Genomic DNA, 12,240 nt, shown 5'->3' on the forward strand with positions numbered 1-12,240 from the left:
GAACCGTCCCCCAACGTCCGAATTTCGAACGAAGAAGAACCGTCCCCAAACATGCGAACGGACGCCGGGTCGTCATCCCGGGGCAAGCCGGGATGACGAAAACACGACCAGAGAGGAATCCGATGACAGCCGTGAGCGCACCACCGGACGCCGGGCGCGCGTCGTCCGGGCAACCGCGGCGCCGGCGGTTCAACGTCGCGCCGTACCTGCTGCTGATCCCGGCGATCGCCGCACTGCTGGTCGCCCTGGGCTATCCGCTGGTCTGGCAGTTCGTCACCTCGCTGCAGAAGTTCGGGCTGGCCCAGCAGTTCGGCAAGCCACCGGAGTTCGTCGGGCTGGCCAACTACGTCCAGCTGTTCGGCGATCGGCAGACCTGGGCAGTGGTCGTCCGGTCGATCGTGTTCTGCCTGGCCAACGCGGCGATCACCGTGGTGCTCGGGGTGCTGGTGGCGCTGCTGATGAACGCCGTCGGCAAGGCGACCCGGCTGATCCTGCAGGTCGCGATGCTGCTGGCCTGGGCGATGCCGGTGATCGCCGCGATGACGATCTGGATCTGGGTGTTCGACTGGCGCCGCGGCATCGTCAACTGGGCCCTGACCCAGCTCGGCCTGGACTTCACCAACCACAACTGGCTGGAACAGCCGCTCAGCTTCTACTTCGTCGCCACCGTGATCGTGGTCTGGATGTCGGTGCCGTTCGTCGCCTTCTCGGTCTACGCCGGCCTCACCCAGATCTCCGACGAGGTGATGGAGGCTGCCGCCTTGGACGGCGCGTCCGCCCGGCAGCGATTCTTCGCGATCACGCTGCCGATGATCCGGCCGGTGCTGATGATCGTGGCACTGCTGCAGGTGATCTGGGACCTTCGGGTGTTCGCCCAGATCAAGATGCTGCAGGACGCGGGCGCACCGATCGCCGAGACCGATCTGCTCGGCACCTACATCTACCGGCTGGGTGTCGGCTCGTCCGATTTCGCGATGGCATCGGCGCTGTCGATCTTCGTGCTGCTGCTGACCGTCGCACTCAGCTTCTTCTACGTGATGCACCTGATGAAGGAGGACCAGTGAGCAGCGTCGCGCTCCCCCGCCGCCGGCGGATCCGGCCGGCCCGGGTGATCACCACCGTGGTCGCCCTGCTGGTCGCCCTGATCTGGGTCTTCCCGGTCTACTGGATGCTGAACTCGTCGCTGCTGCCCAATACGGTGCTGACCTCGACCACGCCGCAGTTCCTGCCCTGGGGCGGGTCGCTGGCGAACTTCGCCGCCATCTTCACCCAGGGCACGTTCTGGCCGGCGCTGGGCATGAGCGTCGCGATCACCCTGACGACCGTGGTGTTCTGCCTGCTCTTCGCGTTCCTCGCAGCGCTGGCGATCAGCCGGTTCCGGTTCCGCGGCCGGGCCTCGTTCGTGCTGGCCGTGCTGTTCATCCAGATGCTGCCGGCCGAAGGGCTGTTCATCGCGCAGTACAAGCTGATGGCCTCGCTGAACCTGCTGAACAACGTGCTCGGGGTATCAATCCTGTACATCGCCGCCGTGGTGCCGTTCACCATCTGGATGCTGCGCGGCTTCGTCGCCGGCGTCCCGATCGAACTGGAAGAGGCGGCGATGGTCGACGGGCTGTCCCGCACCCAGGCCTTCTTCCGGATCACCTTCCCGCTGCTCGCACCCGGACTCGTGGCCTCCGGGGTGTACGCGTTCCTGCAGGCCTGGAACGAGTTCACCGTCGCGCTGGTGATCCTGCAGGCCCAGGAGTACCAGACCCTGCCGCTGTGGCTGCGCGGCTTCGTCCAGGCCAGCGCCACCCGGGAGACCGACTGGGGTCAGGTGATGGCCGCGTCCACCCTGGTCGCGGTGCCGGTGATCGTCTTCTTCCTGATCGTGCAGGGCAAGCTCACCTCCGGCCTGGTGGCCGGCTCGGTCAAGGGCTGAGGTGGACGGCCAGCTGCGCCGGGCGGTCAACGCCACCCTGATGCCCGGCTTTCCCGGCCCGGACCTGCCCGGGTGGTTGTCAGCGGAGTTGGCGGACGGCCTGGGCGCCGTCTGCCTGTTCGGCAGCAATATCGTCGCTCCTGGTCAAGTCCGAGGGTTGACCAAGGCCATCCATGCCGCCAATCCGGACGCCGTGGTCGCCACCGACGAAGAGGGCGGCGACGTCACCCGGCTGCATCACCGTGACGGCTCGCCCGCGCCGTCGATGGCCTATCTCGGACACCGCGACGACCTGGCCCTCACCCACAGCGTCGCCGCCGGCATCGGCGCCGAGCTGCGGGCGGCGGGCATCGACCTGAACCTGGCCCCGGTCGCCGACGTCAACGCGAACCCGCGCAACCCGGTGATCGGGGTGCGCAGCTTCGGAGCCGACGCCGACCTGGTGGCGCGCCACGTCGCGGCCTACGTTGAGGGGCTGCAGTCGGCCGGGGTGGGTGCGGTCGCCAAGCACTTCCCGGGGCACGGCGACACCGGCACCGACTCACACCTCGGCCTGCCCGCCATCGCTGTGGACGCCGCCACGCTCGGCGTCCGGGAGTTGCCGCCGTTCGCCGCCGCCGTCACCGCCCGGACTGTGGCGGTGATGACCTCGCACATTCTGGTGCCGGCGCTCGATCCACGCCGTCCGGCCACCTTCAGCCCAGCAGTGCTCGGCGAGCTACGCAGCCGCGGCTTCACCGGCGCGATCGTCAGCGATGCCCTCGACATGGCCGGGGCCAGCGCTGACAGGGGCATTCCCGAAGCCGCCGTGCTGGCGCTGGCGGCCGGCGTCGACCTGCTCTGCCTGGGCAGCGAAAGCACCGCCGAACTGCTGGACGCCGTCCGCCGCCACATCCTGGGCGCGGTCGCCCAGAGACGCCTGGCGCCGTCGCGCGTGCTGAATGCCGCCGGCCGGGTGCACACCATGTCGTCCGAGCTGGCCCGGCTGCGCGGGGTAGCCGTCGATCCGCCGTCCGAACCAGTCGCCGTCGATCCGTCGGGATTCCTGCTTCGTGCCCCGATCGAGCCGGTGGTCGCGCCTGTCCTGCTCAGGCTCGCGTCGCCGGCCAGCATCGCCGCCGGCGAAACCCCGTGGGGCGTCGGCGACCACCTGGCCGGCGACCTGACGGCACGCCTACCGGGCGCCACGACGCTGACCGTGGCCGACCTGGACGCCCTCGCCGACGTGCTGCGCCGCTACGGGCAGCGGCCGCTGATCGTCCAGGGCCGGGACCTGAACAGGGTCGAGTTCCTGCAGACGGCGTGCGCCACGGTGCTGCGGCAGCGCCCTGACGCGCTCCTCGTCGAACTCGGCTGGCCCGACCACACCGGCCCGGTCCGTCTCGACGTGGTCACCTTCGGCAGCAGCCGGGGTGCGGCGATCGGCCTGATCCAGCTGCTCGCCGAAGGAGCCCGATGATTCCGCTGCTTCCCGCGCCGAGCCTCGGCATCGACATCGGAGGCAGCAAGACCCAGGCCGTCCTGCTCGACGAACAGGCCCGGATCGTCGCCGACCACGTCCGGCCCACCGAAATGGGCAGCGACGGTGTGATCGCCACCGCGCTTGCCGCCGCCCGGGGCTGCGTCCAGCTGGCCGGTATCGGATTCGGCGATCTCCGAGGGGTCGGCGTCGGGATCCCGGGTCGGGTCGACCACCCCACCGGAGTGGTGCATACCGCGGTCAATCTGGGCCTCGGACGGCTGCCGCTGGGCGAACGGCTGGGCGAGCTGATCGGCGTCGAGGTTCGGGTCGACAACGACGTGAAGGCCACTTTGCTGGGTGTCGCCCATCGGCTGGACGCGCACGACGCCGACCTCAGCTACGTCAACTTCGGCACCGGAGTCGCGGCGGCGACGTTGGCCGGCGGACGGCTGGTGCGCGGCTCGGACAACCTGGCCGGCGAGATCGGTCACATACCGGTACGGCCCGGTGTCGGACGCTGCGCCTGCGGGCAGGACGGCTGCATCGAGGTGCTCGCCGGCGGTGCCCAGATCACCCGGCGGCTGTCCCGGCTGACGCCCGCGGCGAGTCTCAGCACGTTGATGGCCGCAGCTTCCGACGGCCATCGGGAGGCGGCCGCGGTGGCCGACCTGGCCGCGTCCGGGATAGCGGACGCGGTGCAGCTGGTGGTGCTGGCACAGGGGTCCGACCGGGTGGTCATCGGCGGGGGCGTGATCCAGACCGCGCCGGAACTGGCCGATCTGGCCCGTCAGCTGCTTGTTGGGCGGGCGAGAGGCTCGGCGTTCCTCGCCTCACTCGACCTTCCCGGACGCCTTGTCGTTGCGCCCCCCGAGCAGCCGCTGGCCGCCGTCGGTGCCGCCCTGCTGGTGAGGTGCTGATCATCGTTGGTCAACCAGCGAGAAGCCACATTGGTCATCCCGGGCTCTCAGGCGGAAGAGATCCCGGAGCAAGTCCAGGATGACGATCGAAGGGCTTTGATCAGCGCAGCCTCAGGTGGTCGATACGGTGCCCCGCTTACTGAGCCTCCTGAGCCACCCGGTCGACGCCGCGTCCAGCCGACGGATCCGGTTCGGTCCCCGTGTGCCGACCGAACCCGTCACCGGCGCCTGTCATCATGGAAGCGTCACGACGCGGAAGGCAGCAATGACTCAAAGTCCTGATCCACAGAACCCCTACCAGCCTCAGTACCAGCCGCAGGGTGAACCGCAACAACCGTACGGCGCGGCTCAGCCCAGCGCTCCCGCCGAGTGGAGCCCGCAGACCGGCGGCCAGCAGGGCGGCTATCCCTCGGGTCAGCAGGCCGGCTACGGCGCGGGTGCGCAGCCCGGCGGCTGGGGTCAGCAAGGCGACTACGGCGCGGGTGCGCAGCCCGGCGACGGCTGGGGACAGCAGGGCGGCTACGGCAGTGCGCAGCCCGGCGGCGGCTGGGGACAGCAGCCTGGATATCCGGCTGGGCAGCCTGGGTACCCGCCCGTGCAACAGGGCTACCCACAGGCACCGGGCGCGATGCCCTACGGACAGCAGCCCCAGCAGCGCTCACCTCTGCTGGGCATGATCGCGCTCGGCGGCGTCGTGGTGTGTGGCGTGGTGCTCTGCTGGCTGATGTGGCGGATGGGCGCCCTGGTCGGGCCGCTCGCGGCGTCCTCCGGCGGCACCATGACGCAGGATCAGATGACCCAGGAGCTGCTCGACCAGCTCGGTTCCGGCGGGCTTCTGGCACTCAACGTGGCAGGCTACGGCGGCACCGCTGCCTGGATCACCGGTATCGTCGCCGCCGCTACCCGCCGCGGCCGGTCCTACGGCGTGTGGGCGATCATCCTGGGCGTCCTCGCGCCGATCATCGCCATCGTGATGATGGTCGCCGCGATGATGCCGTACATCGGCTGACCAGTAAGGGTTCAGCCGCCGGAGACGTCGGATTCGGCGTCGGCGATGTCGGCGTCGCCCAGGCACTGCGAGTCCAGCCAGCCGTAGGGCAGCACCACCCTCTCGCGGGCCGAGCCCTGGCGTCCGCGCGGTGAGCCCAGCTCGGCGCTCGGGAACTCCTGGTCCGGGTCGAGTTGTTCGAGCAGGCCGGACAGTTCAGCCAGGCTCGACACCATGGCCAGGCCGCGGCGCAGCTCGGAGCCGACCGGGAATCCTTTGAAGTACCAGGCCATGTGCTTGCGCAGGTCGCGCATGCCGTGGGTTTCGCCGTCCAGCCCGGCGAGCAGTTCGGCGTGCCGATAGACCATCGTGGCCACCTCGCCCAGGTTCGGCAGCGGCGGGGCGGGCTCGCCGGCGAAGGCCGCGGCCAGGTCACGGAACAACCACGGACGGCCCAGGCAGCCGCGTCCGATCACCACGCCGGCGCAACCGGTGCGTTCCATCATCGCCAGGGCGTCCGGGGCCTCCCAGATGTCGCCGTTGCCCAGCACCGGAATGCTGGTGGACGCGACCAGTTCCGCGATCCGCTCCCAATCGGCGTAGCCGCCGTAGGACTGCTTGACCGTGCGGGCGTGCAAGGCGATCGCGGCGCAGCCGGCTTCGGCGGCGATCCGGCCGGCGTCCAGGAAGGTCTCGTGGTCGGCGTCGATGCCGATCCGGGTCTTCATGGTGACCGGGACGCCGTACGGCTCGGCCGCTTTCACCGTGGCGGTCAGGATCGCGGCCAGCCGGTCACGTTTCCAGGGCAACGCTCCCCCGCCGCCGCGCCGGGTGACCTTGGGCACCGGACAGCCGAAGTTCAGGTCGACGTGGTTGACCCCGAACTCGTCGCACAGAATGGTGGTCGCCTTTGCCATCACGTCCGGGTCAACCCCGTAGAGCTGCACCGAACGGGTGGTCTCGCCGGGATCGAAGCGCAGCATCGAGAAGGTCCGCGGAATGCGTTCGACGATGCCGCGCGAGGTGATCATCTCGCAGACGTACAGCCCGGCACCCTGCTCACGGCACAGCTGCCGGTAGGCGGCATTGGTGATGCCGGCCATCGGCGCCAGCACCACCGGCGGATCGACCTGGACGGCCCCCAGCCGCAACGGCGCCGGGCGCAAAGAGGTCTGCTGCAACGCGGGCATCCGCCAACCCTAACCTCGCCCCTCCCGCTCGCCCAACACGACCACCGCCGTTGAGCCTGCCGCCCGCCCTCCGCAGGCCGACGGGTGACCACGGGGACGGTTCTCCCGGTCACCGGGACGGTTCCCCTGGACACCGGCGACGGTTCTGCCGGCCACCAGCACCTCATCCACACGCCGAGTTCCCGGTCTCGACAAGCTCGACCAACGGTGATCGGGACGGCGACGAAACTCACGAATCGGCGCGGCCGACCTCTTCCGAGATCCGATAGCGGACGAACGCCGGAATCGCGACGGCGGCGATCACCACACCCACGATGACCAGCACACCGCCCAGCGTTGTGGTGGCGGCAGTCCCGATTCCTTCGGCGGCCCAGCCGTGCAGCACGTCGGCGATCCGCGGCCCGCCGGCGACCACGACGATGAACACACCTTGCAGGCGTCCTCGGACGGCATCGTCGGCCGCGGTCAGCAGCATCGACTGACGGAACGCGGCGGAGGCCATGTCGGCAGCCCCACCGAATGCCAGCGCGGCGACCGCGACGGTGAGCATCGCGGTCGGCAGCGACGGCGCGAACCAGACCGCCACCCCGGTGACCACCACCGCGACACCCCAGCCGATCACGCTCCAGATCACGGCCAGGCCCTGACGGTCGACCCGGGAGACCCAGCCCGACAGCACACCGCCCAGTACCGCGCCCGCCGGCATCGCCGCGAAGAGCAGGGCGAACGCGAGTCCGCCTGCCGGAGGGCCACCGAAGCTCTCGTGCGCGATCTGCGGGAACAGCGCGCGCGGCATGCCGAAGACCATCGCGATGCCGTCCACCAGGAACGAGGTGAGCAGGATCGGGTGACCCAGCAGGTAGCGGAGCCCGCCCAGCACCGAACGCAGGCCCGGCGTCCCCTTGCGTTCGAGAACGGGCAGCTTCGGCAGTTTGATCACCGCCCACAGCGTCGCCAGCAGGCAGATGGTGTCGATCAGGTAGAGCAGCGGGAACCCGAATACCGGGATCAGCGCGCCGCCGACCAGCGGACCGGCGATGGCGCCCGCGCTCATCACCGTCATGTTCAGCGAGTTGGCGGCCGGCAACTGGTCGAGCGGGATCAGCGCGGGCAGCACCGCCGTCCGGGTCGGCTGGTTGACCGCGAAGCAAGCCTGCTGGACGGCGTACACGATCAGCAGCAACCAGACATTGCCCAGGCCCGCCTCGGCCTGAAGCCAGAACAGGCCGCTGGTCAGGATCAAGCCGAACGTGGTGACGATCAGCAGGCTGCGCCGGTCGAAATGGTCGGCCAGCGCGCCACCCCACAGCCCGAACACGATCAGTGGCACCAGCCCGAACAGCCCGGTCAAACCGACCATCGCCGAGCTTCCGGTGAGGCTGTAGATCTGCGCGGGGACAGCGACCACAGTGAGCTGCGCGCCGATCACCGTGACGATGTTGGCCACCCAGAGCCGGCGGAAGTCCGGCGTCTGCAGTGGCCGGACGTCCGCCAGGAAGGCCCGCATTCGTTCACGCACCCAAGTACCCAACCACCGGCGTTCCCGCTGGTCGGGCCGGTCTCGACCCGCGACCCCGAGAACCCGCCTGGATCCGCGCCCCTTACCGCGGATCAGTCTGATATCGACCCCAGAGTGAGCCCGCCGACCGGCACCAGTCTGCTTGCGACTGGCGGCCGACGGGTCGACTCTGGGGTCGATATCAGAGCAAACCTCGACAAGGGTCGGCAGGCGAGGGACGCTGGAGGATGAGCACCGAGCGGGCACGGGTGGCGGAGGCTTTCCTGGCCACACCGCGCGAAGCCTTCCTGCCGCCCGAGCTGCGTCACCGCGCCGCGGTCGACGCGCCGTTACCGATCGGACACGGCGCCACCAACTCCCAGCCCTGGACGGTGCGGTTCATGCTGGAGCGCCTGCAGGTACCCGCCGGCGCACGAGTGCTGGACGTCGGCAGCGGCTCAGGCTGGACCACCGCGCTACTCGCCAGACTGACCGGACCGAGGGGTTCGGTGGTGGGCGTCGAAGTGGTGCCGGAGTTGGTCGAGCTGGGCCGGGCGAACCTCGCCCGCTTCGAGTTGCCGGGTGTCCGGATCGAAGCCGCTGCGCCCGGTGTTCTCGGTCTTCCTGATCTCGGGCCGTTCGATCGCATCCTGGTGTCCGCCGACGCCGGCGCAGTTCCCGCGGAACTGGAGCACCAGCTCGCCATCGGCGGCCGGATGGTACTGCCGGCCGCAGGCGTGATGTGGACGGTCGTCCGTGACAAGGACGGTTGGGTGCGAGAGCCCGATCACGAGCACCGGTTCACCTTCGTGCCCCTGGTGTGAGGAGGGTCTCGATAAGCCACCAATAGGGGTTTTGCCACCGGTTGGGTTCGCCTCGCCCGCCGGTTGAGCTTGTCGAAACCCCTGGTCAGCGCCACCTGAGGTCTCGACAAGCTCGACCAACGAGAGTCCGATCTCGACCCGCGATCGTCAGCTCAGGCTGATGTCGCCCGTGCCGGTGCGGGCGGTGATCTCGATGTGGTCCTGGCCCTCGACCGGCTCACCGCGTCCGCCGATCCGGCTGGTGACATCGCCGAGCGGGCTGCTCAGGTCCTGCCACACCGGCACGCCGGACGGCACGGTGACGATGATGTCGCCGGCACCCGTCCTGGCCTGCCAGCGGCCGCCCGCCACATGCGCGCTGACGTCGCCAGCGCCGGTGCTCACCTCGGTCGTGCCAAGGCACGAGTCGAGTCGGACGTCGCCGCCGCCGGTGGTCACGGTGACGTCACCCTCGGTGCGTCCGACGTGGATGTCACCGCCGCCGGTCTTGATCGCACCGGAGGCGATCGCGCCGACGTGCACGTCGCCGCCGCCGCTGTGCACGCGTCCCTCTCCGAGGCTGTCGATGCTGATCTCGCCGCCGCCGGTGTCGAGGTTGCCCTGGGTGGCCCGGTTGGCGCGGATGTCGCCGCCACCGGTGTGCACGACTACGTCACCGGCGTCGTCGAAGCGGACGTCGCCGCCGCCGGTACGAGCCCGCAGCTCACCGCAGCGGCCGTCGATCACGATGTCCCCGCCACCGACCTTCAGCTCCAGATCGGCACCCTCGGGCACCACGACGTCCAGCCGGATCGGGACGGAACCACCCGCCCCGAGGCTGAAGCCGCCGATCTGGAACGAGAACCCGAAGCTCGATCCGTCGGTCGCCTTCAGGACCGGGATGACGAGCGAGATGTCGCGCCCCTCAGTGTCGACCTTGACCTCGCTGAGGTCGACCGGAGCGTTCGCGGTCAGGGTGACCGTGGTCTGCCCGGGCGCGCCGGTGTGCTGAACGAAGATGTCGGCGTGGTGCGCCTGCAGCCGCAGCCTGGGCAGTTCGTCGGTGCCGAACTCCCAGGTGTGCCGAGTGGTGGTGCTGGTGTTCACGGTTCCTCCTCAGGCCCAGCCGGTGATCCGGCGGGACGAGTTGCGATGGTCGGTTCGTGGGGCCTGGGCGGCACGCCGGACGGCCTGCACGATCCAGGTGTTGAGTGACTGTTCCGCCGCCTGGGCGAGGCCCTCGGCGCGTCGTTTGAGCTGTTCCGGCAACCGGACGGTGACCCGGGCGGTGCCCTCGTCGTCCGCACCCACGAGGGGCTCGGACGCCGTCGGCTCGGCCGCCGCGGCCGCCTGCTCCTGCACATGCAGGACGGGCTCGCGGCCGTCCATCCGCACGGTGACGACCGCCGTTCCCAGCTCGCCGGTCAGCTGCGCGGCGGCGTCGGCGAGTAGCTGGGTCATCGCCAGGCGCAGCGCCGGCTCGACCGCCACCGCCACCCTGGTGGTGATCTCCTTGGTGGCGTCGTCGGCGAGCGCCGTCGCCTTCTCCAGGTCGACGGCGACTGCCGCCAGATAAGGATTGAGGTCCATGACGCCATCATGACGTCTCAATGGCGTCATTTCAAGAGCGACTGCCACAATGGTGCGTCATGTTGACGTCAGACTGACGTCGACGCTTGTCGTCAGGTTGTCGTCCGTGGTTTCTGCTCGCGGGGCACGGTTCACCCGCGGCGTCCGCCCACTAGGCTGCGCGACATGAGCTTCGTCGTGCACTTCGTGGCTGCCGCTACCGCCGCCTTGCCTGATCCGCTCGAGGCGGACCAGGACGCACCGCACCCGCCCGCCGAGCTGACCTCGGAGGAAATCGCGACCTGGGATCGGCTGCATGCCCAGTTGGTGGAGTTGCTGCCCGCGGGCTCGCACGACATCACCCAGAACCACTTCTCACGCCAACTCGTGCATGACCGGTCAGGGCTGCTGGTGAGCTGGACGCATGGCGACTATGAGGCATCCCTGCCGTTCTGGTCGGTGAACGCCTCCCCCGAGACCTTCGGCGTGCTGGTCCGGGTCACCGAGGCGATCGAATCCGCCACCGGATTGGTCGGCGTCGACGAGATCAGCCATGCCCGGTTCCTCGATCATCGTGAGGACGTGAAGGCCTCCTTCGAGGCCATCGCGGACGGCTTCGAGGAGGCGATGGACAGCCAGACGGTGCTCGGCTGGCTGCGCAACCTGTTCCACAAGCGACACTGAACGAGCTGGTCTCGCTGGTCGAGCCCCCGCCCCGCCGGTGGAGCTTGTCGAGCCCCTGCCGCGATTCGCCGGCTCGACTCGTCCAGACATGAGGAGAGCCGGGTCCTGAACGCTCTATGTGCGCCTCAGACCCGGCTCGATCCTTGTCTTCACCGTTCGACAGGTTCCCCCGTCGTTCTCGCGTCCCCCCGAATCGCGATTCCGACCCTGTCTCCTGGCGGCTGTGCCCCCCGACACAGGTAGAACTCTGCCGGAGAGGCCTCAACGCAACATCGGCGGAACCTCAAGAAATGCGCAAGATCCGGTGACGACCTTCTCAATCCGAACGGTTCCCGATCTGGTTCGAGGAACCGTCACCGGTGACCAAGAGAACCGTCCCCGGTGACCGCCGGTGACCAAAGGAACGGTCCCCGGTGACCGAAAGGACCGTCCCGCTTGTGTCAGCAGCCGATCAGCCGCTGCGCCAGGTAGCCGTGCACCTGGTCGATCGCGACTCGCTCCTGGGTCATGGTGTCCCGCTCGCGGATGGTGACCGCCTGGTCATCCAGGGTGTCGAAGTCGACGGTGATGCAGAACGGGGTGCCGATCTCGTCCTGACGGCGGTAGCGGCGCCCGATCGCCTGAGCGTCGTCGAACTCGATGTTCCAGTAGCGGCGCAGCGAAGCGGCGAGGTCGCGGGCGGCCGGTGAGAGCCGCTCGTTGCGGGACAGCGGCAGCACCGCCACCTTGACCGGCGCCAGCCGCGGATCGAGCTTGAGCACCACTCGGGTGTCCACGCCGCCCTTGGTGTTGGGCGCCTGATCCTCGGTGTACGACTCGGCCAGGAACGCCATCAGCGACCGGGTCAGACCGGCGGCCGGCTCGATCACGTACGGCGTGTACCGCTCGCCCTTGGCCTGGTCGAAGTAGGACAGGTCGGTGCCTGAGTGCTTCGAGTGGGTGCCGAGGTCGAAGTCGGTTCGGTTGGCGATGCCCTCGAGCTCGCCCCAGCCGTCGCCGCCGGCGAAGCCGAAGTTGTACTCGATGTCGACGGTCCGCTTGGAGTAGTGCGACAGCTTCTCCTGCGGGTGCTCGAAGAGCCGCAGGTTGTCCCGGCTGATGCCGAGGTCGACGTACCAGTCGGTGCGGGTGTCGATCCAGTGCTGGTGCCACTCCTCGTCGGTGCCCGGCTCGACGAAGAACTCCATCTCCATCTGCTCGAACTC

At 69.3% G+C, this 12,240-nt stretch carries 12 protein-coding genes; 7 read left to right on the top strand and 5 right to left on the bottom strand.

Annotated elements, in window-relative coordinates:
* The first annotated feature begins 122 nt into the window (after window positions 1–122).
* The 5 genes from Q0066_RS04925 to Q0066_RS04945 all read left to right on the top strand — a co-directional run bounded on the left by Q0066_RS04925 (window position 123) and on the right by Q0066_RS04945 (window position 5,312).
* Entirely contained in the window at window positions 123–1,064 is a 942-nt protein-coding gene (locus tag Q0066_RS04925) for a sugar ABC transporter permease (protein ID WP_298130666.1), read from the top strand.
* Complete coding sequence (locus tag Q0066_RS04930) at window positions 1,061–1,924, top strand: carbohydrate ABC transporter permease (protein ID WP_298130668.1); 864 nt, start codon at window positions 1,061–1,063, stop codon at window positions 1,922–1,924. Before Q0066_RS04925 ends, Q0066_RS04930 begins: the two co-directional genes overlap by 4 nt.
* A 1-nt stretch (window position 1,925) precedes the next feature.
* Window positions 1,926–3,383: a glycoside hydrolase family 3 N-terminal domain-containing protein gene (locus tag Q0066_RS04935; protein ID WP_298130670.1), complete on the top strand. Its 1,458-nt coding sequence runs from the start codon at window positions 1,926–1,928 to the stop codon at window positions 3,381–3,383.
* On the top strand, window positions 3,380–4,303 hold the full coding sequence (locus Q0066_RS04940; RefSeq protein ID WP_298130673.1) for an ROK family protein: 924 nt from the start codon (window positions 3,380–3,382) through the stop codon (window positions 4,301–4,303). Before Q0066_RS04935 ends, Q0066_RS04940 begins: the two co-directional genes overlap by 4 nt.
* A gap of 265 nt (window positions 4,304–4,568) precedes the next feature.
* Window positions 4,569–5,312, top strand: a complete 744-nt coding sequence (locus Q0066_RS04945; protein WP_298130674.1) for a hypothetical protein — start codon at window positions 4,569–4,571, stop codon at window positions 5,310–5,312.
* 11 nt (window positions 5,313–5,323) lie between these two features.
* Here Q0066_RS04945 and dusB read toward each other — a convergent pair whose 3' ends face one another.
* The gene (gene dusB, locus Q0066_RS04950; protein WP_298130676.1) at window positions 5,324–6,481 is read right to left on the bottom strand and encodes a tRNA dihydrouridine synthase DusB; all 1,158 of its coding nucleotides are present in this window, start codon (window positions 6,479–6,481) and stop codon (window positions 5,324–5,326) included.
* A 229-nt stretch (window positions 6,482–6,710) separates the two neighbouring features.
* Window positions 6,711–8,000, bottom strand: a complete 1,290-nt coding sequence (locus Q0066_RS04955) for an MFS transporter (protein WP_298130678.1) — start codon at window positions 7,998–8,000, stop codon at window positions 6,711–6,713.
* Between the two features lie 227 nt (window positions 8,001–8,227).
* Here Q0066_RS04955 and Q0066_RS04960 point away from each other — a divergent pair, with 227 nt between their 5' ends.
* Window positions 8,228–8,803 carry a protein-L-isoaspartate O-methyltransferase gene (locus tag Q0066_RS04960; protein ID WP_298130680.1) on the top strand — a complete coding sequence of 192 codons (576 nt, stop codon included), beginning with the start codon at window positions 8,228–8,230 and terminating at the stop codon, window positions 8,801–8,803.
* A 147-nt stretch (window positions 8,804–8,950) separates the two neighbouring features.
* Here the strand turns inward: Q0066_RS04960 and Q0066_RS04965 are convergent, their stop codons facing one another.
* Window positions 8,951–9,889, bottom strand: coding sequence for a DUF4097 family beta strand repeat-containing protein (locus Q0066_RS04965; RefSeq protein ID WP_298130681.1), 939 nt, complete (start codon window positions 9,887–9,889; stop codon window positions 8,951–8,953).
* 9 nt (window positions 9,890–9,898) lie between these two features.
* A complete protein-coding gene (locus Q0066_RS04970; protein WP_298130684.1) occupies window positions 9,899–10,372 on the bottom strand; it encodes a YlcI/YnfO family protein in 474 nt (157 codons plus the stop codon).
* Window positions 10,373–10,537: 165 nt separating this feature from the next.
* On the opposite strand from Q0066_RS04970, the gene Q0066_RS04975 reads away from it, so the two are divergent.
* The gene (locus tag Q0066_RS04975; RefSeq protein WP_298130686.1) at window positions 10,538–11,035 is read left to right on the top strand and encodes a hypothetical protein; all 498 of its coding nucleotides are present in this window, start codon (window positions 10,538–10,540) and stop codon (window positions 11,033–11,035) included.
* A 440-nt stretch (window positions 11,036–11,475) separates the two neighbouring features.
* On the opposite strand, the gene Q0066_RS04980 is transcribed toward Q0066_RS04975, so the two are convergent.
* The coding region (locus tag Q0066_RS04980; protein ID WP_298130687.1) for a glycine--tRNA ligase at window positions 11,476–12,240 on the bottom strand (765 nt) is incomplete at its 5' end.

Origin of the sequence: Micropruina sp. (assembly GCF_027492755.1) — a bacterium.
Lineage (GTDB): Bacteria > Actinomycetota > Actinomycetes > Propionibacteriales > Propionibacteriaceae > Micropruina.

Excerpts from the sequence above, each read along its gene's own strand:
- Q0066_RS04970 (WP_298130684.1), bottom strand. The coding sequence starts at position 10,372 with ATGGACCTCAATCCTTATCTGGCGGCAGTCGCCGTCGACCTGGAGAAG.
- Q0066_RS04940 (WP_298130673.1), top strand. The coding sequence starts at position 3,380 with ATGATTCCGCTGCTTCCCGCGCCGAGCCTCGGCATCGACATCGGAGGC.
- Q0066_RS04945 (WP_298130674.1), top strand. The coding sequence starts at position 4,569 with ATGACTCAAAGTCCTGATCCACAGAACCCCTACCAGCCTCAGTACCAG.
- Q0066_RS04925 (WP_298130666.1), top strand. The coding sequence starts at position 123 with ATGACAGCCGTGAGCGCACCACCGGACGCCGGGCGCGCGTCGTCCGGG.
- dusB (WP_298130676.1), bottom strand. The coding sequence starts at position 6,481 with ATGCCCGCGTTGCAGCAGACCTCTTTGCGCCCGGCGCCGTTGCGGCTG.
- Q0066_RS04960 (WP_298130680.1), top strand. The coding sequence starts at position 8,228 with ATGAGCACCGAGCGGGCACGGGTGGCGGAGGCTTTCCTGGCCACACCG.
- Q0066_RS04975 (WP_298130686.1), top strand. The coding sequence starts at position 10,538 with ATGAGCTTCGTCGTGCACTTCGTGGCTGCCGCTACCGCCGCCTTGCCT.